Consider the following 22657-nt stretch of genomic DNA (forward strand, 5'->3'; position numbering starts at 1 on the left):
TTTTTTCCGTTGGGGCTATGAAAACTCTCCTGGTGTCTTGGTCATTGGGTCACCGCTTGTTCGTTCTTAAGAGGGGGTACCAAAACACCTTCCATTAAGGTGGCCGTGTCCCCATCATAGGTTTTTGTTATGGGATTCCCGTTCCGTGTCAAGCCTTTGAAAATTCCCTGGTCCACCAATTCCCAAAGTGCATATTTGGCCTGCCCATCTATGGTAAACAAGCCAAAATGGTTCTCGGAACCTTTGGCATTGTGCGCATCCTTCCATTTTTCATCGAAGGCTTCAAAATAGAAACAAGAGATGCCGACATCATTGGTCCATTCCCTTAGATGTTTGTGGTACAGGGCCTCTTTGTATTCATCCGTTGCCTTGGAGCCAGTAGGTCCGTAATGCCCGTTCGAAACTGTGGCCCATCCGGTTTCACCTATGTGTATGGGTTTCTCCACACCAAGACTTTTTATATAACCCGATACAGAATCGTACTGTGCCATGGCGAAGGTCTTGGCGCGCAGCATGGCCGCACCTATTTTTTCAATGTCGGAAAGTTGTTCCTCCTCCTCGGGAACGCCCCAAAACTCTGGATTGTAATGGGAATTGTGATAGGCATAGGTATGCATGGAAATGTAGTCCACCGCATGCACCAATTTTTCAAGATCTTCGGTATGGTATGCTGCATCGCCGCCCCCCCAGGAGGCAAAATCGTCGGAACAGGTAATCCATAGGTCCTTGGGCAACCCATCATTTTTCTTCAGTTCCTGGAGGTGGTTCACCCATTTAAGGATGACCCAAGGTTGCACGTAGTAACTGGTGGCCCACTTTATCATGGCTTCATTGCCCACGGCGATGATCTTTACGATATCCGGATATTCATTTGCCAAGGCTACCGCCCGGGCAATTTCACCTTCGTTTTGTTCGCTCTCCACCTCGTGGTCGGGTTCCAGATCGGTCCATGCATTTTTACAATCGATCCATGCACCCAACATTACGTACATTTCAAAATGGGGGTCTTCTTCCTTCAACTCCCGTATGGCCCTCAGCAAATTGGGAACCTGTTGCAATTGAACATTGTAAGTTCGCACTATTTTGATGCCCATGGCAGCGAGGATTTTCATATCCTCTTTGAGTTCGGCCAGGGAAGGTTGCACCTCACGTGTGGTCTCTCTATATCCGCCATAGGATATGGCCAAATAATCCGGATTGCCTAAAATAGTTTTAGCTGTCACTTCTTTTTGTATTTGGGTTTCTTCTTCCTTGTTCTTTTTCTCCTTACACGAATGGTTGGGCATGGCTACCATTCCTGCGGCAAGGAGAATTTTTAGTATTGATTTCATAGTATTGTTGTTTGGCTTTTCGAATTACGCATTGCGAATTTTCACGCTTCATTTACAGTGTTTTTTAAATAATATCAATAATTTAAACCATACCCGAATCGAAACAACGGACGTATGGTATTATCCCAAAAGTTGGGACCGTATGTCCCCCTTACATCCGCTAGGGATTTTGGCCATGAATGTGGTAGCTTTCCCTTAAAATCATAGTCCCCGAATAATACCTCTGCTATGCCATCTCCCTCCGAACCCGGCAACCAAGCTGCTACAAAAGCCTTTGATTGTTCAATTTGTTCAGTGACCACCAAGGGACGACCAGAGATAAGCAGTACCACGGTAGGGATGCCCTTGGCGGCATAGGTACTTATATAGTTTTGGTGTTCCTGGGTCAGCGTCAAGGTCAGTTCATTGGATTCATGGCCAATATCACCGAAAAACTCGGCATATGGTACTTCTCCCACAACGATGATGGCCACATCCGCGCCATCGGGAGTTGCGGTCGCATGCCTATCGTAAACCACTTCGCCCTGTGCCAGTTTTTCGATTCCCTCTAGAATAGAGGTCGCTCCGGCATAGTTTTCCAGGGTCCCCTGCCAGTTTATGGTCCATCCACCGGATTGCAGACCGGTACTATGGGCATGTTCGCCAACCACTACAATCTTTGGAGTTTTCTTGTCCAACGGGAGTGTATGATTATCGTTTTTAAGCAGTACCAAGGATTCACGTACACTTTGGCGGGCTACGTCCCTATGGGCCTGTGCCCCTATCTTATTGATGAGATTGGAGTCTGGGAAGGGGTTTTCAAAGAGGTTCAACCTATATTTTTGGCGCAATATCCGGCGTACCGCATCATCGATCCTATCTTGTGATACGGAGCCGTCTTCCACAGATTTCCGCAGTCCTTCCTGAAACGGGTCCAAATCACCGTCTACGGCCATAACCATGTCAATTCCCGCATTTATGATATCGGATTCGCCGAACCTGGAATACCCTTTCCAGTCCGATACCATTATGCCATCGAACTTCAGGGTGTTTTTTAGCAAATCGGTTATCAATTCCTTATTGGCGTGCATGGCTTTATCCGATATGGTATTGAAGGATGCCATTATGGACCCAACACCCTCCTTGATGGCAGCTTTATACGGGGGGAGCAAACGTTCTTCAATCTGTTGGGGACTTAGAGTGGTCTCACCGCCTTCTTCCCCAAAATTTGTGGAGCCATCCCCGATAAAATGCTTGGCAGTTGCCATTACGGTATGTCGGTCCGATAGATTTCCCTGATGCCCCCTGATGGAAGCCGCCGTCATTTTTTCGGTCAATTCCGTGCTTTCGGAAAAGGCTTCATACACCCTTCCCCATTTTTCGTTGTACGGTATGGCCACACAAGGTGAGAAGACCCAGTTAAAACCCGTAGCCTGGGCTTCCAAGGCCGTTATTGCAGCGGCCTGCGCTACCAATTCGGCATTTTGAGAAGCCCCAAGACCGATATTGTGGGGAAACATGGTGGCCCCTTCGTAGGTATTTTGCCCATGCACCGCATCTACTCCAAAAAGCAAGGGAATGCCCAATCGGGTCGATAGGGCCTTTTTTTGTAAGCTGGTAAATTTTGCTTGCCATTCCAGGGCATCTTTTCCGGGCAATGGGCCTTGGGTATGGATGACCGACCCAATAAATTTGGTGGCAATATCCTCTTCCGATATATCATCAAAATGCCGTGCCTGAGACATTTGACCAATTTTCTCTTCCAAGGTCATCAATGCCAACAACGAGTCTATTTTCTGTTCTATTTTAAGAGCTGCGCTGTTTTCTTTGTTCATCTTTTGTTCTTTACAGGATGAAAGGAAGCAAGTACTAACAATTAGTAGCAGAACGACTAGTTGTGACTGGCTTGGATTCATCTCAAATCTGCTTCTCTAAGGTTAACAATAATCTGCAGGATTTCACCTGTTCTTTCAAAAACTTCCTTGCTTGTGCTTTGGTCCAAATGCAAGCTTTCAAATTGTGCTGAGCTGTTGTTCCTATACACGATCTCCAAACGTTCCGTGTCGGCAAGCTTATAGATTATAGGCACTTGGCAATACGTAAAGCAAAGTGAACCAGCGGTTAACCGAAGTTCCCGTTGCGCGGATCTCACATCTACATAGTTGAAGACCTTGGCTTGGTCCAAAAACTCATTCTTTCTCAACAGGCAGGGCTCAAAGCAAAGTTTGCCGTCTTTGACAAAGATTCCCAGTTCTCCAAACCGACTTAAGATATCCTCCTTCACCTGACCGGTCATACCGGGTTGCTGGGCGCCTTTCCCCGCGGGGGTATGTGAATAGGGATCGGTTGGGAACGCTCCGTAGAGTGAAGGCGGTTTATGTACGCCGATGCCCTCGTTTATTTCGTAGTAGTGCTCCAAAAGACTACCCACAACCCCATCACTTTCATTGTTGCGAACTGCCTTTAGACAACATTCCTGTACGGCCAGTTGCAGCTTGGAGACCATATGCCAATAGATCGAGCCAAGACCCTCGTAACCAAAAAAGGTTCCTGACCTGCCCGTAAAGGCCTTATGATTGAAAACATCCTCAAAAACCTGAAGCACCAAGCCCTTATCGGTTTCAAGAAGTGGGGCATATTCGGATGTTGCAAGGCTGTTCAACGCTATTTCCAGGTCAGTGGCATTTTTAAAATCTCCGTTGAAATGATAGATATCGTTGATGTCCTTTTCAATAATCCGGGTGTCGCCCATATCCACCATGCTTTTCAGCAATTCCGAAGTGTTGACCTTTTCTTTTGGGATGGTATTTTTTTCCGTGAATACCGGCAAATCCTTATTAGGATAAAGCAAGTAGCTGTATTGATCTTCCCGAAACAGTTTACTGCGCTTCAAAGCGTCCAGGACTTCCAATGCCTCGGTCGATGAGAGATGACCAGAGCTTAACACGGCCACCTGACCTTCCAACATTTCGCTCAAATTGGAAATGGAGACCTCTTCCTTATTTTCAACGGTCATCAGGTTGTAGGCATGATAGAGACCGTCCTTTCTTTTGTTTGCTTTTATGGCATGTTCCAAATACTGAAGGCCCAGGTTAACGAATTGGCTTAGCCCGTCCAAGGTTATGGATTTCTTTTGGCCGGAGAACGCCTTTGTATAAATGCGCGATCTAAAATCACTGCCCGCTTGACCAAGACCGTCCAAGATGTGCATGCGGTCCCTATCGTTAATTTTGGCGGACAACAGCTTTTGATACTGGTCAAAAGTGGTCGTAATGCGATTCAAAAAGTTCGCCAATTCCAGCGATATTGCTACTTCCTTTGTTTCGGAAGTCGACAATACTCCGTTAAAAAATTTTAGAAAACGTCTTAAATAATAGAGCGTTACCATGGAAACACCATTACCTACCAAGGCATTGTTTGCATCGTTCCATTCTGGCCGTTGGGTGTTCATCCAAATACCGCCTTCGGGAATGAAGTTGGATAGCTTGGACAGGACGGTGGCCAATAGTTTTTCGATGAGGTTTACCTGATGGATTGCTCCATTTTCATCCAGTAACAAAGCACCGTCCGCACCGATTTCCTGTCTTTTTTGGCGTATTTCGTCGTCCAGGGCATGGTCAAAATCGATAGTGTCCTTAGGGTGTTCTAAAATAGCCTCATGGCTTTTGATCTTGTAAGGCACGTTGGCATAGACAAAGAGATCTTGGTCGAAATAGCTTTCCAGGGCACCCGGATGGTGATTTTGTATGAATTCCAGAAATTTCAATAAATAGATAATCTGATGGTCTCCCCAATAGCCAATGTACGACCAAGGATCGTCCGGTTCAATGGTTTCCCAATCAAAACCGCCCTTGGTCACCCGGTAGGGATTGTACCCGTCAAAGGTGGTGGCGTTCAGGAATTTGTGGATCATACTTTCGATGAACTCCGGATAAGAATGGGCCAAAGCCTCCCAATTTTGGAAAATATCCCTCCAGTTACCTTCGTAGTCCAGAATCTTGGAACCATCAAGTTCATTTCGGGTGTTGATGGAGAATCTATTCCACGGTCTGCTCGGATCTCCATGCCTTCTGCTGAACTTTAAGGGCATGTATTCCAGGCATAATCTACTAAAATTCTTATCCTCGCTTTGATGAGCCATCTCCTTTAGTTTGGAGAGCGAAAAGGTGTCTGGCAATGCTTTGATTGTGTTTATAGCCTTTTTGAAGACGGTTTTATTCGCTTTTTTCAAGTAATTGCTAAAATCCCATTTTTCAATTTGATAGCTATCATCAAAAATTCCACCACGCATGATATTGAACAGGGTATTCGAGAAATGCCGGGTGTCTCTAAGCGTATCGGTGGTCAGTTGTAATCCGTCGGAGGCGGCGGTTAAGCCGATTAAGCGTTCCGTGCCCAAGGCGATATCCTGCTGTACTTTTTGATACAACTGTTTTTCTTTTTTTATGGCCTCCGAAATACTGGCTATGGCAGCATGATTTTGGTTGAGGTTGGCTATAATCATCCATTCTTGCTCCGTCTTGGCGGCTAACTGTAGTTCCGTATGGATGAAATAGGCTCCCTTTTCTGCCTTGACATCAATTTCCTCCCGAATTGGGATTCGCTTTCTAAAATGTTTTAGCTGTAGGGATGATAGCAGATAGCTTGGACTGTCTAACCCTAGGGACCATGCAATGTTGGCTTTCAGGGCTTCGCTCGGCTCGGCCTTATCCACAATGATGGCACTAAGGGCATAGATTCCAAGACCGGAGTCCTTTATGAGTTCGGCTCGTTTATAGGCATCGACCAAGTTGCTCGATTTATTTTGTAGATCACTGCCCACCCCGTAGGGTAAAATATTCTGGATTCCGTCCAATACGGATAGGTTGACTTCTTCCCGCGCGTTATTGATCAATGTGGACTTCCGGACAAAACCGTAAGTGTCGCTCGAATTCCATTGATATCTAAAGGTCAGTTCCAAGTCGTGATTTATTTCTTCGAAGAGGACTTTGTTGCCATACACGTTTTTGTACAGGTTCCTACTAACCCTGTACATACCATCATAGCGGTCCGAGAAGGGCTCCCACAGATGCGATTTGCCATCCGTATATACCATAAATATGGATTTGCTTCCTGTTACTTCTGCGGATTCGGTAATCTTATCATCCGTGTAATACGGAAACAACGCGTACTCGGCATTTTTTCTTCCGGCGCTCAGTCCTCCATTGCTGGAAATGAACATCCAGTGGTCGGAATCGCTCACAATACTCATAAAGAAAGGACGTAAGGCATCACTGTCCGAAATCTTAAAATAGTTTTCGTTCCCTATTTGTATTTGCTCTATTTCTGTGGTATCTGTTGTCTTAACGTCTTGCATTGATATTCATTCACGGATTATGTTGGTCGTTGTACTTTTTGCTTATGATCGTATCAATGATTCCTCTACCTGTTCCAATGTTTTCCCTTTGGTTTCGATTACAAACCGATATACAAAAAGCAGGGCACACAAGGATAGTAGTGCATAAATAGCGAACGTGAGGGTTGGCCCCAAATTGGTCAATTCCCATGGAAAAACCTGGGTAACCGAAAAGCTCACCAGAGAATTGAAAAAGCCCACTACCGATATGGCTATACCCTTTATCTTGCTCGGAAAAACCTCTGAAATCAGCGTCCACATCACCGGTCCGAGCGAAATGGCAAAAGCGGCCACATACAATAATATGGCTACTAAGACCAATGTAGCATTAATATTGATAAAATTGGTGATTTCATTACGTTTGAAATCCAAGAACAGTTCGTCGTTGAGTTTGTCCTTGACCCCTTCGAACAATTCTGCCTGACTATAGAATGATTTGCCATTAAAATCGGCCAGGGCCCTTTGAATTTGAATATCGTCCACTTTCCTCAAGGAGTTGTCATTAAAGTCATAGGTGGCACTATTAAAGGCCATCGCGGCCATGACCAGAGCTATGGTCATAAAGCTCGTTCCGATCAACAATAGGGGTTTACGCCCCAGTCTGTCGATCAGCCAGATGGCTACCAGGGTAAAGACCAGATTGGTGAGCCCAACTACAATGGCCTGCAGGAAGGATGAATCCGTACTGCCTCCGGCTTGCTCAAAAATGGTAGGGGCGTAGTAAAATATCGCGTTGATACCTGTGATCTGCTGAAAGAAGGCGATGCCCAGGGCAATGATCATAATGGTGGCGTACTTGCTCTTGAAAAGGTCCGCTAAGCGTCCCTTTTTCTCTTTCCTTGCCAGCCCTCGCTGAATCTCGGCCACTGTAATTTCCGCATATTCCTCGCCGCCTATTTTCTGTAGTATCTTACGGGCCAGTTTCACCTTGTTGAGTTTAAAAATCAACCATCTGGGGCTCCTTGGAACGGTAAACAGGGACAAAAAGTAGATGATTGCCGGTATGGCCTCCACACCAAGCATCCATCGCCAACTCTCATCCCCATAGTTCACCAAAAAGTAATTGGAGAAATACGCTACAGAGATTCCAATTACAATATTTAACTGATTGAAGGAAACCAAACTTCCCCTAAGTTTGGGCGGAGCAATCTCGGCAATGTATATGGGGGCTATCAGTATGGCGCCCCCGATGCCGATACCTCCAATGATCCGGGCAATAATGAATTCTGTATATCCCGTAGCCAGGGCCGACCAGCTTGCCGAGATGGCAAAAAGGGCGGCGACCACGATCAATACCTGTTTCCTCCCAAAGGTATCCGCCAAGGGTCCGGCCATCAAATTACCGGCCATGGCCCCAAAAATGACACAGCCCACGGCAAAACCGAGCATGGCATCGGTCATTTCAAAATAGGTGGTGATCCCTTTTATGGCTCCGGAGATTACCGCACTGTCAAAACCCAGCAAAAAGCCACCAAGGGCCACTATCAGACTTATAAGTATGGTGTACGACTTATTCATTTTTACGACCTGATCTTGCGGTTCCATGTTGCGCTTTTTAAGAGATTCTGTATTTTGAATTGAAATCTTTTTTTAAACTATGGTTGAATAGGCCGAGCATCACAAGCTCGACCTATTCGGTTAAAAGCAGCTTTCTATAGTAATGGTTATTATGCTCTTCTAATCCATAGTTTGTATTCTTTACCCGTCCATAGCTATAATTACTAACCAATAGCAAAGATGAATCCGTACTATTGGTCAGTTTCATTAGTATCTAAGGGTTTAGCGTAACAGAAACATTGTCTATATTGGCCGTTACACTACAACCGGCATCACCTCCACAAACCCCTTCTATTAGGAATGAAATGCCTTCACTCACATCAACAGCGGGAACAGTAAAAGTTCCTATAAAAGTTGTCCAACTACCTGTGAGCGTTGGAGCAGGACTAAAGACATGGGTAAAAGAAGCACCCGCGGCACCTTCACCGAAAAGGAGCACATTAAATACTGCCCCAGGTTGCACAACGGATCCTATATGGTCAAACTGAATTTGAACTACGTCTCCTGCATTCACTGTGCCAGCGCCTATTCTTTCCTGTTTAAAAGCAGGATTACTAGGTCCTCCGGTTGCTATTCTTCCAGACCAGGAACCACCATTATTGAGTGTATTGTCCAATGCTGCTGTTCCACCATTTTGAAATAAATCCCAACCCGTGGCATCACCAGTTTCAAAATCACCGTTGGTGGCCAACTCGCCGGCAGGGCCGCCACCGCCTCCACTACTGTCCAATACCAAGGATACATTATCAATGTTCACCAAACCTACTTCCGCGCCCGAATCAAACAGGACCCGTGCATCTGGAGCGCCAAACCCGGTCGCTGTCAGGGTAAGGGTATAGGTCTGCCTCACTGTTGTGATATTTACGGTTTGCGCCGTATTGGCAAAACTTCCGCCGCTCAAGCCGATTCCGGCTACTATTCCTCTCGCCCTGTCCGACCAAGCATCAAAAGTCAAGGTGTAGGTGGCATCCTGTACAATCTCCAACTTCTGGGTTAAGTTGACGTCGAACGGATTTCCCGCAACGGTCACGTCTACCGAATAAAAGCTATTGCCGCTATCGGTTGCTACCGGAGCTGGGTCAACACCAACGCCTACGGTCCATGAATCGGATCCGTTCTCAAAGTCGCCGTTGGTCAGCAGCCCGTCATCAAAAGTGCTATCCACAACGTTAACCGTCCTGGTGACTTCGGTAGCGGCATTTCCGGCCGCATCGCTTACGTTATAGGTGATGGTATAGGTGCCGGCAACATTGGTGTCAACGGTGTCACCTCCGACCACAATACTTCCGGAAATATCACCGTCCACATTGTCGGTCGCTGTGGCGCCCGCATCCACGTACGCGGGATCACCAAGGTTAAGGTCTACGGTAGCATCACCGTTCAAGGTAATCACGGGAGCTTCCGTATCTCCTCCTCCACTACTGTCCAAAACCAAGGATACATTATCAATATTCACCAAACCTACTTCCGCACCCGAATCGAATAAGACCCGTGCATCTGGAGCGCCAAACCCGGTTGCTGTCAGGGTAAGGGTATAGGTCTGCCTCACTGTTGTGATATTTACGGTTTGCGCCGTATTGGCAAAACTTCCGCCGCTCAAGCCGATTCCGGCTACTATTCCTCTCGCCCTGTCCGACCAAGCATCAAAAGTCAAGGTGTAGGTGGCATCCTGTACTATCTCCAACTTCTGGGTTAAGTTGACGTCAAATGGATTTCCCGCAACGGTCACGTCTACCGAATAAAAGCTATTGCCGCTATCGGTTACTACCGGAGCTGGGTCAACACCAACGCCTACGGTCCATGAATCGGATCCGTTCTCAAAGTCGCCATTGGTCAACAAACCATCATCAAAAGTATTATCAGCAACGATAACTGTTCTTGTAACCTCGGTCGCGGCATTTCCTGCTGCATCGCTTACGTTGTAAGTGATGGTATAGGTGTCGGCAACATTGGTGTCAACGGTATCACCGCCGACCGTAATGTTTCCGGAAATATCGCCATCCACATTGTCGGTCGCTGTCGCACCCGCATCAACGTATGCGGGATCACCAAGGTTAAGGTTTACGGTAGCATCACCGTTCAAGGTAATCACGGGAGCTTCCGTATCCCCTGTACCTAAAACCAAGGATACATTATCAATGTTCACCAAACCTATTTCCGCGCCCGAATCAAACAAGACCCGTGCATCTGGAGCGCCAAACCCGGTCGCTGTCAGGGTAAGGGTATAGGTCTGCCTCACTGTTGTGATATTTACGGTTTCCGTCGTATTGGCAAAACTTCCACCGCTCAAGCCGATTCCGGCTACTATTGATCTGGCTACATCTGACCACGCGTCAAAAGTCAAGGTGTAGGTGGCATCCTGTACTATCTCCAACTTCTGGGTTAAGTTGACGTCAAATGGATTTCCTGCAGCGGTCACATTTACCGAATAAAAGCTATTGCCGCTATCGGTTGCTACCGGAGCTGGGTCGGTACCAACGCCTATGGTCCATGAATCGGCCCCGTTTTCAAAGTCGCCGTTGGTTAACAGGCCGTCATCGAAACCGCTTCCAGGACCTCCAGTGCCATCGGTAAGCGTAAGGTCGTCCAGATAGTACGTTCCGTCAACGGTTATCGGGCTATCGGCCATATCATTATCCGGCTTGATCACCAGCTGGTTGTAGGCTGTTGGCCCACCGGGCAAACCGGTAAAGGTAAACTCAACTTCTGTCCATTCATTGGCATTTGGAACAGTCACAAAAACAGGAGCGGGATTTCCAGTAACCGGGACGGTCTGTGGATTCAAGGCCAGCTCAAATCGGAATACAACGTTTGCCTTGGTACTGTAAACCTTGAGTTTAAATACGTCTGTTGTGGTCAGATCAAAATTACTGGCAAAGGTATTTTGGATGCCCGCAAAGAAACTTGAACCACTGGGCTTGTCTACCTGCAATACAAAATCTGAAGTGTTTATGCCGGTTTTGAATGGATTTTCCACAAGGTCGGAGGTAATGCCATCCCCAAAGTTTTCAGATGAAAGAAAGGTTTCACAGCCTTCAAAATCCACGGGAAGTGCAGTAGCCGCTATAGGCGTATCCGTACATCCACTCATTACGGGTGGTGTTCCAGCCTGCTCAATGTCATCAATAAAGAAGGTGCCGGCGGTGGTGCCCGGGCCGTCAACAAATAAGGTCAATCTGGAAAAGCTGTCCGATGAGCTAAAATCAAAGGAGAGTATTTCCCATCCGGTGCCGCCATGGCTTGCAGTTACTTCTACTGAGGCGCCTGTACCTTCTTCGAGCTTCATCAAAACATCCACTGGAGCTTCTGCCCAGAAATTCATGCTAATGGTCTTGTCCTCAGTTAAATCTATCGATGTTCCCAAATCGAAGAAGAAACCTTCGAATTCGGCACCACTGTTGGTAATTTGTCCTACCTGCGAATCTTCGTCATTTGAACCGGATACATCGGGATTGGCCAAAATTGCAAAGGCAGCCCCGCCAAAGACACTCACGTCATAGTTTACTGCGCTCTCATCAAAAGTAATGGGCAAGGTCACCGGTTCCGGAACCACGATAACAAGATCGTCCTCAACGGTGCTGGATGCTCCGGCGGTGTTGGAAGCTGTTAAACTTACCGTATAATTACCCGTGGCATAGGTCTTTATGGGGTTTATTTCGGTAGAGGTGGTACCATCTCCAAAATCCCACTCGAAGCTAGTCGCTTTTTCTGATATATTGATAAAGGTAACCGTACCGGTGTCCTCGTTTACCGTTAGGGTAAAGCCTGCAACAACATCAGGAATGAGGAAATCGTCTTCTTCACATCCCAGTATGGATATGGCCAAGATCAAGGTAGCAATCATCTTGGCTTTTTTAAGTAATAGTTTCATAGTCTTTCTTGTTTTAGTTTAGTTAGCGTTAATCGTTAATATTATAGACCCTCACATAATCTACCAACATGGTCTGCGGGAAAGTAGTTTCGGCATTGGGAGAACCTACAAAAGACCCCCCTACGGCAAGATTTATCAAGATGTAAAAGGGTTTGTTAAATACCCATTGTCCAGTTACATCGGCTGGTGTAATTTGATTGTAGAGTACATCGTCCACGTAAAAGTTTATGTATTCCGGACCCCACTCTATTCCAAAAATGTGGAAACCAGTGTCAAAGCGGTCGTTTTCCAAAGTGTACTCTTTGGATATGGCATCTCCCCCTGAGTACCCAGGGCCATGTACACTGCCTATCAGTAGGGAAGGATTTTGTCCACGATATTCCATGATATCTATTTCTCCAGCTCCTGGCCAGGGGTTTTCATCTATGTCTGCCCCAAGCATCCAAAAGGCTGGCCAGATGCCCTGTCCATAAGGCAAGCGAATTCGCGCTTCAAAGCGACCGTATCGCTGCTCAAACAAATCCTTGGTCAAAAGCCTGGCCGAGGTATAGGAAGAGCCTTCAAAGGATTCTTCTTGTGCCTTTATCAGCAATATGCCGTTGACTACTTCTACATTTTCGGGTCGGTCCGTATAGTACTGCAACTCGTTGTTGCCCCATCCATTTTCCCCGGTTCCTATATCAAAGCCCCAGAGCGTGCTATCGGGAGCCCCGTCGGTACTGAACTCATCGAACATGACCAGTTGGGTGAAATTCGTCACGGTTTGGGTATCATCGGTAGCGCAACCAAGCATCAAAAAGAATAGCATGGCTAAAAGGGAGCTCATAAGCAACCTTTTAGAATTCCTTTGCTGCACTGTTCGTTTTTTATTTTCTCTTTTCATTTTACTATTTCTTTAATTTTTTATCGTCGTTGTCTTATTCTGTGTAGAAATATATATTGTCCATAATAAAATTGGGACCACCGGTTAATATGAGAGCTCCCAAATTATTTTTTTGAGTAGCAATATCTCCACCAAGAGGGATATCAAATGATGTCCATTGACCCACGGTCAAACCAGTTAGATCAAACCTGAAATCTTTATCATCGGCTATGGGGAATCCTGTGTTGGGATCTGTTTCTATCATTTGATTGGCTCCAACATCCCTGATCTGAATGCCAACTTCGGTTCCTGCTTGCTGTACATATACATCAACATGCAAAAATGTTAACGCAGTGGCATCTACGGTGTTCTCAAAAAGAATCCCGGTAAAATTGTTGTTGGAGTAAACCAAGACGTCATTACCATTGGCCGAAGCGACCGTGGTCTCTGTCGTAGAACCGCCAAAACCTGGTGTAAAATTGCTTTCCGTATCATTGACATACGTATTGCTAAAGATGGATTTTACGTTGGCTTGGGGCAAGGTGGGATCCGGGGCAGCTTGTAAAGTTCCGCTCGATGTTATCGTTATTGAGCCGTTTGCCGACACGCCGCCCAATACCGCGGTTATTTCAGCAGTGCCTTCCCCTATAACTGAAATCTCTCCTAGTTCGCTTACTCTGGCTACCTCAATATCCGAAGACGTAAAATCGAAGTAAGATGGTGCGACTGTGGCGGTTCGGTTGACCCCGTTGTCGAGGTTAAAGGTTTGTGTGAGACCGGTTATTGTAACAGTGGAACCAGTAAACGTCTGTTCCGTAAGATCTTGCCCGGAAAAGATGGCCGGACTGGGTTGTGCAACCGTACCCAGTTTTTCAAACTTGATCTCGTCGAACAATAAGGTATAGCCGCCCTCGTCACCTGCAAACGATGCGCCTTCGGCCAACCAGAATAACCCAGTTTCACTGATTAATTTTGAGGCATCCGGAATAGGGATTACATATTTTTCCCATCTGGTGCTCACCTCCAAATTATTGAGCGTTACCTGAAATTTGTTATTTGTGCTGCCGTCAATACCAAAACCGATGGCATCAATAGCTGCTGCTTGGGATGCTTTTGCATAAAAGGTAAGCGCATCAAAACTGGTAAGATTTCTGTTTGCGGTGGTATTAAATGTAGCCCCTACAAAACCGTTTCCGAAGGAAGGGACATCAAATCGCATGGCGGAACTTCCTGAAAATACGTCTTCCGTTTCTACACTGAATGCTTCTGGATCTGCTCCCGCATCCACAAATGGAAAGTAATCCAAACCTGAAGAAAAGGCATCAATAAAAACATCACCATTTGGAGGGAATGTAGCAAACACCACCTCATCCGAAAAATCTCTTTCACAACTTGAAAAAAAAGTAATTCCCAAGCTCAAAAGCAGTAAAAATTGTAAGTTGATATATTTAGTATTTTTCATTTTTTCTTCTTTTTTATTTGCCTATATTGATATGTACATACGTCATAATTTCCCACTCGCTACCATTGTCAAATCCGACTGGGCTTACAAAAGGCTCATTTGAGAATTCAGCACCTTCGTTGGGTAAGTACCGAGGCGAAAACTCGTTCAACGATCGCCATATACCACGTATACCTACCTGTGTACTGGGCAAAATAAACCAGTCAGGTTTTCCAAGCGTGGTAGAGATATCCAACATCAATTGCAGCGGGAAAGTAAGGTTGAAATCCCGGTGGTAATCGAAAGGCCCCCAGTCATTAACCTTTACATGAGTTCTTAGTTTTACATTCTTGTGAATAGCTCTGATATCTGCTCCAAAACGCTTTATCAATCGATCACTATCTCCATTGGCTTGCCCATTTCCGTAGTAGAAATTTCCAATGAGCCCTAAATCTGGACCAAGTTTGGACACCATTCGGGAATGGACCTCCCAAAGATCTTCTGCCGGAACTGAGGTAGGGAACGCAAAAAATTGCCTATTTGCCAAAAATCCAATACGTGCGTCCATGGTAGTTGGAAGATGACGATACACAAACCCTAAATTCATAGCGAACTTAGCATCTTCGGCTCTATCATTGTCCCACTCATACATCCATGTACCTGGTGTTGGGTCGAAAGTAATAAGTAACTCCCCTGCAGTGGTTTCCCTATTGGCCCGTACAGAAAAGGGATCATCAATAATATTTCTTAACCTGCCTGGCCCTTGTACGTCTTGTGGTATAGCATCAACCAGTGGTTGTTGCCACATAAAATTAGGTGCAATTTGAAACTTGCCTGTAGCGAATGTAAATCCGGATAAAACACTGACCACGTTACCACTACCTGTATCCTTAAGTTTCCACCCTGTGAAGGTCAACGTCTGATCGACGCCACCATTGGCAATTAGACCCATAGCCGAGGTTTGACCATACCAGTTGAATTTTCCTCCTTCATAGGTGACTTTAAATTTACCTCCCCAATTGTCGCTCGACTGAATTCTATCTTCAAAGACTACATAATTCCCAGGTGTACCCCTTACATCTTGAAAAGAAATACCATTCTGCGGACTACCTGCCCATATGCCCCCCAACTCAAAGCCAACTTTACCAAACTCCCGCTCAATCGCAAGGGAAGCTCTTTCGGTGGGCCATGGTGGAATTACACCACTACGTACTTGGTTGACATCCAAAACCCGTCTTCCGTTTTCATCCAGAACAACGTTAGTTTCAAAATCACGGTGATAGATTCCGGTCACATCGAATTTTCCAATATGCCTTTTATACTTGAAAAGCATGGTAGGGTTTGCGCCCCACCATAATTGAGGGCCAACTGCAGCCTTTAAACCTTTTAACACGCCTTTACCGTCAATTTCCATTCCTAATATTTCACCATTGTAAATATCAAGGTTCGGACCATAGTTGGCTTCCGGATAGAAACCAAAGAAATCCCCTTCATATCCCCAATGGTAATGACCGGTTCTATAGAAGCCTCGCAAATCGAACTCCTTTGCGTTCCACTCAAATTCTGCTTGATAGACCCGAATTCTATTTACATCTGAAACAATTACATCTCCTTGGTCGGTACTCACATCAATCGGACGGGAGTTATTCTCATAAAAAATCTCATTGATTGGGTTTTGTGCTACATTCCCGACAACGTTAACATTAACCTCTGCTCTCATGTTAGGAGCCGGATTTCCTTCCACGCCAATGAAGTAAGACTGTAGATGGTCAAATCCTAGTTGATTGGGAAATGTATTGGGATCATCTGGATCAGGAGTATCCGGTGTGGTAATAAGACTACCGCCTGTACTAAAGGTTGCGAACTTAGCTTGAAGATTACTTATTCTGAGCAAGTTACTTTGCTCTCCTTGCAAAGCTGCCTTGTCACCGCGAGCTTTAAGTACTGCATCCATCAACTGAATATTGTTAAAATGATTTGTTACAAAATCCAGATCTACACCTTCGTAATAGGGATTCAATTGATGCGCCTCCTTTAATGCATAATAGGCTGCGCGTGGATAAAGGTCGTAGAGGCCTCTGGGGTTTGTAGCACCTTTGGCGCAAATCCCAAACCATTCCTCGTTCATGTTGTTGACCCCTTCAGCTGCTAGATCTCTTGCATAACCTCCATTGGACCAAGAAGCGTTGTTATCATGTACATCCGCATTTTTTCTATCATCAAAACCGAACTTCCACCAGCCGTCACTAAACTGAAAGGTAAATCCTCCAATTGAATTTCCTACCTTGCCTACACCTGCCGCATTCTCATAGATTTCTTTCCAGTTTCCAACCATATAATACGCCTGCGAATATTGGTCTTCCTTATTTTCGACGGCATTAAATGCATCTGCTCCGAACTCGGTAAACATTATGGGCTTGTTCAATTTGTCCTTTACGACTTGAAACATGTCCCCGAAAGAAAGTCCGCGATAGGTATTGGTTCCGTAGATATCCACATCTTTGCATTCCTCTGCCACAATATCAATGAACAATACGTCACCATTACATATGGCTACGGGGTGTGAAGCGTCCATGGCCTTCATTTTTTTAGCGGCCTCGTTCATCAACCTATACATGGGCCTTCCGCGGCTTTCCCCTATAAACTGTATTCTTCCTTCATCATCTGGAAAATCTTCCGTTTCTGCTCCTGCCCAGAATAGACCATAATTGTTCTCATTTCCTAAAAGGTACATTAGAAGCCCAGGGGTATTTTTATAACCATTAACCAATTCTTCCATTTCAGACATCAAAAACTCTTGGGTTGTAGGATCATCATAAATAGTTACAGGAGTCCAAACACCATCCAATGTCAAGCCATATCGCCCAAAGGAATGGTTGAGCATCGTATAAATACCGTAGTTTTCATAGATGTATTGAATCCATTTAGCAGGGACACCGGTGTATTGTCGGATGACATTGACGTTCATGTTTTTAAGAAGCGACATCTCCGTGTCCAATCCAGCCTTGATGACATCATCAGGCTTTTTCCAAAAAGCAGCGTTCACGGTGTTGGTTCCAATGGGAATATAATCCCAATTCATCCCATTGATCATGAAATCCTTGCCGTTGACAACCAATTTCATGCCCCCCTCATGCTCTACGACTGCTACCTTGTCGGCCTGGGCATATAACCCCGTCGCAAATAAAAAAAGCAGTAATCTCAATACATAGTTTTTCATAGTAATGTTTAGTTTTAGTTGATCTCTTGTAAGTAGGAGGCTCCCTGGTTAAGGGAGAAGGAAACTTGGGGTCCTTTTTAAGCGAGCTCCAACGAATTCCAGAATGCTGTTCCAATGGAAAGCAATACGGTACTAAATGTTGGCGTCCGTTCTAGGAGGGTTAAACTTATCTTAAATAAATAGGAAGTCCTTAAAAAATACCTCAACAAAAAATATACATGTCAAAAAAAAGCACAATTTTTTGCCATATCGTTAAAACCCCCTGTGTTTCTGGGCTTTTCCAGATAATGAGAACCAAGGCGATTTTATTGGAATTTGGACTTGTATAGGTAATGTTGAGGTGGCTGGCGGTGTTTGTATAGGAAATTATAGCTTAAGGATATAATTCACCAGGTTGTCATCATGCGATAAATCCATTTTTTTGCGAAGTCTGTACCGTTTAATCTCCACACTGCGGGCCGATATGCTCAGTAATGGAGCTATTTCCTTGGAGGATAAATTCAGTCGTAGGTAGGCGCATAACCTAATATCGTTGGGCGATAGATTGGGGTGCGCTTTTTTTAATTTCCTTAAAAACTTTCTGTCCGCGTTGTTGAAGGCTTCCTTGAACAACTCCCAGTCATCGTTTTGTTTCAAGCTCTGGTCAATAATGTTGATAATGGGTCTTACGGAGTCCTTGTCATCTACCTTGGAAACAAGTTGTTCCTTCACTTTGGAGAGCAATTCGTTCTTTTTTATAATGCTGAGGGTGGAAGCCGCCAATTCATTGCTCTTACTCTTAAATTCCTCTTTCAGTTGTTCGTTTTTGATCTTAATGATTTCCTTTTCGTTCTGCGCTTTGGCCAGCTCCATGTCGCGCTTATTTTTTTCAATAAGCTTTCTCTGGCGCTTGTGGTAGTAGCGTCTATAGGAATTGTGAATGAGAATGGATCCCAGGATCGCTGCAAACAGATAAAGGGTCAAGAGCAGGTTGGAAATGTACCAGGGCCTCGCAATTTTAAATGTGTAGGTGGCTACGTTGCTGGATGCTTTATCGCCAATTTTGGCTCTTACGTTAAAGGTATATTCCCCTGGGGGGAGGTTTTCGAAAGAGGCAGAGGACTCCTCGGACCAATCGCTCCAATTCCTGTAGATGCCCAAAAGTTGAAATTGGTAGTTGGGTTTTACGAATTTATTGTAGTCTGCGGCGTAGAAAGAGATTTCCAGATTGTTTTCATGGCTTTGGAAGTCGCCCTCGGACTGCTTGCTGAGCAAGTTCCCCTCATTTTTAGTGGTGTTTTTACCAGCTGTTCGAATAGCTCCCAGGGCCACACGAAAATCCGGTTCATGGAAATCTTCGATAGCGATAGTGACATATCCGGAAGTAGTGCCGAACAAATACCGTTGATCATCCCCATGTGGAGCAACACTTTCATATCCTACAATACCATTACGTACATTTTCGGTCAGGGGAATGGAGCGACGAATAGGTGTGTTGGCCAGACTTCCCCTGGACAGATAGCTGATATTATCGTTGGTGAACACCCATAGGTGATCGTTTTCCAAATCGCTTACCAGCTTGCCCGAAACATATTGATCTTCCGTATAAAGCGTGCTTAAAATACTATCCCTAACAAATTTTTTGCCGATTTTGTCATATTTTAAAACCCCCTTTTTATAGGCATATAGAATCTCTCCTCGGTAGTTGACCATCCCAGAATTAGCGCCTTTTAACGATGGATCTACGCGTACTTTTTTCGCAGAGGAAAATGTACTGTCCACCGTTACGGTGAAAATACCCTTATACTCGTGGTTAACGAAGATATTTCCTTCCAGTATTTCAAAATATCTGGAGGAATGGTCAAACCCCTCTATCTTGTTCCTAAGGCGCCACCCGGTATCCCGTTTTTCCAAAACATACAGGCCGTCATAATTTCCTTGTAAGAGAAGATTTGGACTTTCGCTTAGGGCAGCTACTCTCCAGGTGCCTGGAACGGCTGCTATTTTTTTTGCCCGATTTTCCTTTATACTAAAGGTACCTGTATGATGACTGCAGAATAAGGTTTCCCCGATTACATCCAGGGACCAAACCTGACCTTGGGTGCCTTGAATTAGTTTAAAATCCCAATCGCTATCATGGGTTTTATAAAAAAGACCTTGATTTGTTCCCAAATACAGGTAGTTATCCAACTTAATAGCGGCATATACACTTCCGACGACCCCTTTGTTGTCATGATATACCTTGATTGGTGATCTAAGGTTGAGATAGCTTATGCCATTATCAAGGCCAAGCCACAGGTTGTTGTCAAAATCTTCATATAGGGATAAGACCGTATTATTCCGTAATCCCTTTATTTGATCGATATGGTACAAGGCATTTCCATTTTGATCCAAATGGATCAGACCATGGGATATGGTACCCAGCGCAAAGCTATTGTCCTGCAATTGCAAACCACTGTACACACTTACTTCTGACAATAGGGTGTCCGCTGTTGTGGCCCATTTGTTGACCAAGGGACCGCTGACCAAATAAAAACCATTGTGCCGGGTAAGTATCAATAGATCAGCACCGCGGCGAAATATGTTGATGACCTCATCTTCTTTAAAAGGTGTTGCATCATAGACCAGGACGTCTTTGCCCTTCTCTATTTTGAAGATTCCTTTATCGAGTCTTTGAAAATAAATGTCCTGATCCAGCTTAAATACTTTGGGGACGGAGGTATCAGCCTCGATAAGATTTACCGAATTGCTCCGGAGATCATATATATAAATGCGATTGAGGGATTGAAAAACAATCCATTTATCCATATCGAGGATATTCCAGAATTCCTCATCCTGGATAAGACCGGTTTTCATTTTTTCGGACAGGGAAGTGTATTGCAAGATTCCGAAATCATCTTTTTGCCAAAAACCAAATTCCATGTAGCAACCTGTGTATATTTTGTCCCCAACCACCTTTACGGACCTAATTATACTCTCATTCGGCGAGGGAAACAATGTCCATTTAGCTCCATTGAACTCCAAAAGCCCCTTGTTGTTGGCCACATAAATTACCTTATCCTCTGATTGCGAGATCGACCAATTTTGACTTTCGGCCTTATATTCCGAGGCAGCGTAATTTTGAATAGGGGGCAGTTCTTGGCAAAAAAGCCCAAGGGAGAGAAGCATTAAAAAAGGTACAACAATCTTCAACAGAATAGGTTTACCGCTAACGTATTCTAAATATATGCAATTTTATAGTAGGTGCTTGCTTACGAAAACGAATAGCACCCACCTTGGAAACCTTTATACAAGGGATGTGTGAGGGGTTTCATACATAGATTGCCCCTAAGGCTATCCAAAAAAACCAATTTTTTAGCACATGCTATCTTAACCCGCGGCATACGGTGAGCAGCGCAATTTAGAAAAGTGGGAGAGGAGGAGGGTATTTTTTTCCAGGACTAATGGGGCAATCTATGCTTTACCACGCCGTACACAAAGGTTCCCAATACTGCCGCCGCAATGACGATGAGCATACTAAAGACCCCTGTGCCCACAAGGATGTACATGGGTCCCGGGCAAGCTCCTGCCAGGGCCCAGCCCAGCCCAAAAATAGATCCCCCGATAAGATATCGGAGAAAACCACGGTCCTTTGGAGGGACCTGTATTTCTTTCCCTTCGATACTTTTTAATTTTGATTTTTTGGTCACCCATAATATCAGAACGCCCAGAAGTACGGCAGAACCTATGATACCGTACATATGAAAGGACTGAAATTTGAACATTTCAAAGATCCGGTACCAGGAGACCGCCTCTGACTTTACCAGGACAATTCCAAAAAATACGCCTACAAGTAAAAATTTCAAATACTTCATACTAAAAAATTAAGGGCAATAAAAAATGGGTCATTACAAGTCCCCCAATAAAGAATCCGACAACGGCTACCAAGGAAGGTCGTTGTAGGCTGCTCAGGCCTGTTATCGCGTGGCCAGAGGTGCAACCCCCGGCATAGCGGGTACCAAAGCCTACCAAAAACCCGGCCCCCACCAAAATCGCAAGGCCTTTTATACTGAGCACGTTCTCCCAGCTGTAGATTTCTGCAGGTAACAGCGTTTCCCCGATTCGGGAAAAGCCCAACTGGCCCAAATCCGTTATGGTTTTAGGGTTTAAGGCAATTGTGGAATGATCAGATAAAAATTGCACGGCGATAAACCCGCCTACGATGGCACCGAGTACCACAATCAGATTCCACCGATGTGATTTCCAATCAAACTTGAAAAAATCGGCATATTTGCCCGCCCCGGCCATACTGCATAAGGTTTTTAGGTTGGAAGACATGCCAAAGGTCTTTCCAAAGTAGACTAGGACAAAGAGGACCAGGGCCAACAAGGGGCCCGAAACATACCAAGGCCAGGGCCTTAACAGATATTCCATAGGATTATTTTTTTGCAAAGATAATGGAACGGCCCAATACCTCTGTAATCAAAGTTGCAGTGGGTATGGGAAAAGGATGTACGGTAATTTAAGGACTCTCAGTTTACAATGCGCCGTTCATAAACGAAACTCTGAAAACCCGGGAGGTCCTGACCTACTTGAGCCACTAGGCGTGCACCGTCATTTTCAATTTGTAAAGTTGTTAAAACTGGATCTCCCGAAAAGGTAATCGTTGTTTCGTTGGCGAACCAGGTGCCGGTGGCGGTGGTGCTATCCGTACAATCTATCTCAAAGTCGTCCCCGGTAATGGGCGTTACCGCCAAATTTACCTGTTCAAAGGTCCATACCAGGTCACCATCTATCAAAAGCGTGCCCGTAAGACAATCCAATTCATCCAATAAATTGGTAGAAGCCGTGCCGTCCTCGTTTAAATCCTGGGCCGGACTAACATTCACCTCTACGAGATCAAAGAGACCGATCGGGTCAAAATTGGGTGGTGGTAGCGCCGGTTCATCGGAACTGACGTCGCAGGCCACAACCAACACCATCAGGGCAAGAATCCCAAAAGATTTTCTAATAGCTGTCATAACAATACAATTTTTCCGAATA

12 protein-coding genes are annotated in these 22657 nt (G+C 45.1%); all 12 read right to left on the reverse strand.

Going from position 1 to position 22657, the window contains the following annotated elements; translation table 11 throughout:
• Positions 1 to 41: 41 nt before the first annotated feature.
• A complete protein-coding gene (locus tag ACRD67_RS12250) occupies positions 42 to 1331 on the reverse strand; it encodes a glycosyl hydrolase family 17 protein (RefSeq protein ID WP_430967440.1) in 1290 nt (429 codons plus the stop codon).
• Positions 1332 to 1405: 74 nt separating this feature from the next.
• A complete protein-coding gene (locus ACRD67_RS12255) occupies positions 1406 to 3145 on the reverse strand; it encodes a glycoside hydrolase family 3 protein (protein ID WP_430967441.1) in 1740 nt (579 codons plus the stop codon).
• A 77-nt stretch (positions 3146 to 3222) separates the two neighbouring features.
• On the reverse strand, positions 3223 to 6666 hold the full coding sequence (locus ACRD67_RS12260; RefSeq protein ID WP_430967442.1) for a hypothetical protein: 3444 nt from the start codon (positions 6664 to 6666) through the stop codon (positions 3223 to 3225).
• A gap of 42 nt (positions 6667 to 6708) precedes the next feature.
• Complete coding sequence (locus ACRD67_RS12265; protein WP_430967443.1) at positions 6709 to 8250, reverse strand: sugar porter family MFS transporter; 1542 nt, start codon at positions 8248 to 8250, stop codon at positions 6709 to 6711.
• 226 nt (positions 8251 to 8476) lie between these two features.
• On the reverse strand, positions 8477 to 12133 hold the full coding sequence (locus tag ACRD67_RS12270) for an immunoglobulin-like domain-containing protein (RefSeq protein ID WP_430967444.1): 3657 nt from the start codon (positions 12131 to 12133) through the stop codon (positions 8477 to 8479).
• A gap of 28 nt (positions 12134 to 12161) precedes the next feature.
• The gene (locus ACRD67_RS12275) at positions 12162 to 12959 is read right to left on the reverse strand and encodes a glycoside hydrolase family 16 protein (RefSeq protein WP_430967445.1); all 798 of its coding nucleotides are present in this window, start codon (positions 12957 to 12959) and stop codon (positions 12162 to 12164) included.
• A 91-nt stretch (positions 12960 to 13050) separates the two neighbouring features.
• Positions 13051 to 14457, reverse strand: a complete 1407-nt coding sequence (locus tag ACRD67_RS12280) for a glycosyl hydrolase family 16 (protein WP_430967446.1) — start codon at positions 14455 to 14457, stop codon at positions 13051 to 13053.
• 13 nt (positions 14458 to 14470) lie between these two features.
• A complete protein-coding gene (locus ACRD67_RS12285) occupies positions 14471 to 17656 on the reverse strand; it encodes a glycoside hydrolase family 2 TIM barrel-domain containing protein (RefSeq protein ID WP_430967447.1) in 3186 nt (1061 codons plus the stop codon).
• A gap of 366 nt (positions 17657 to 18022) precedes the next feature.
• Entirely contained in the window at positions 18023 to 20827 is a 2805-nt protein-coding gene (locus tag ACRD67_RS12290; RefSeq protein ID WP_430967448.1) for a helix-turn-helix and ligand-binding sensor domain-containing protein, read from the reverse strand.
• 248 nt (positions 20828 to 21075) lie between these two features.
• On the reverse strand, positions 21076 to 21489 hold the full coding sequence (locus ACRD67_RS12295; RefSeq protein WP_430967449.1) for a DUF6691 family protein: 414 nt from the start codon (positions 21487 to 21489) through the stop codon (positions 21076 to 21078).
• 1 nt (position 21490) lies between these two features.
• A complete protein-coding gene (locus ACRD67_RS12300; protein WP_430967450.1) occupies positions 21491 to 22048 on the reverse strand; it encodes a YeeE/YedE family protein in 558 nt (185 codons plus the stop codon).
• A 98-nt stretch (positions 22049 to 22146) separates the two neighbouring features.
• The gene (locus tag ACRD67_RS12305) at positions 22147 to 22635 is read right to left on the reverse strand and encodes a hypothetical protein (RefSeq protein WP_430967451.1); all 489 of its coding nucleotides are present in this window, start codon (positions 22633 to 22635) and stop codon (positions 22147 to 22149) included.
• Positions 22636 to 22657: the final 22 nt, after the last annotated feature.

Origin of the sequence: Eudoraea algarum, from assembly GCF_050589645.1 — a bacterium.
Taxonomy (GTDB): Bacteria; Bacteroidota; Bacteroidia; order Flavobacteriales; family Flavobacteriaceae; genus JBNGOQ01.

Bases quoted from the DNA above. Each gene is read 5' to 3' on its own strand.
- ACRD67_RS12305 (WP_430967451.1), bottom strand. From the start codon at position 22,635: ATGACAGCTATTAGAAAATCTTTTGGGATTCTTGCCCTGATGGTGTTG.
- ACRD67_RS12280 (WP_430967446.1), bottom strand. From the start codon at position 14,457: ATGAAAAATACTAAATATATCAACTTACAATTTTTACTGCTTTTGAGC.
- ACRD67_RS12295 (WP_430967449.1), bottom strand. From the start codon at position 21,489: ATGAAGTATTTGAAATTTTTACTTGTAGGCGTATTTTTTGGAATTGTC.
- ACRD67_RS12260 (WP_430967442.1), bottom strand. From the start codon at position 6,666: ATGCAAGACGTTAAGACAACAGATACCACAGAAATAGAGCAAATACAA.
- ACRD67_RS12275 (WP_430967445.1), bottom strand. From the start codon at position 12,959: ATGAGCTCCCTTTTAGCCATGCTATTCTTTTTGATGCTTGGTTGCGCT.
- ACRD67_RS12285 (WP_430967447.1), bottom strand. From the start codon at position 17,656: ATGAAAAACTATGTATTGAGATTACTGCTTTTTTTATTTGCGACGGGG.
- ACRD67_RS12250 (WP_430967440.1), bottom strand. From the start codon at position 1,331: ATGAAATCAATACTAAAAATTCTCCTTGCCGCAGGAATGGTAGCCATG.
- ACRD67_RS12265 (WP_430967443.1), bottom strand. From the start codon at position 8,250: ATGGAACCGCAAGATCAGGTCGTAAAAATGAATAAGTCGTACACCATA.
- ACRD67_RS12255 (WP_430967441.1), bottom strand. From the start codon at position 3,145: ATGAACAAAGAAAACAGCGCAGCTCTTAAAATAGAACAGAAAATAGAC.
- ACRD67_RS12270 (WP_430967444.1), bottom strand. From the start codon at position 12,133: ATGAAACTATTACTTAAAAAAGCCAAGATGATTGCTACCTTGATCTTG.
- ACRD67_RS12300 (WP_430967450.1), bottom strand. From the start codon at position 22,048: ATGGAATATCTGTTAAGGCCCTGGCCTTGGTATGTTTCGGGCCCCTTG.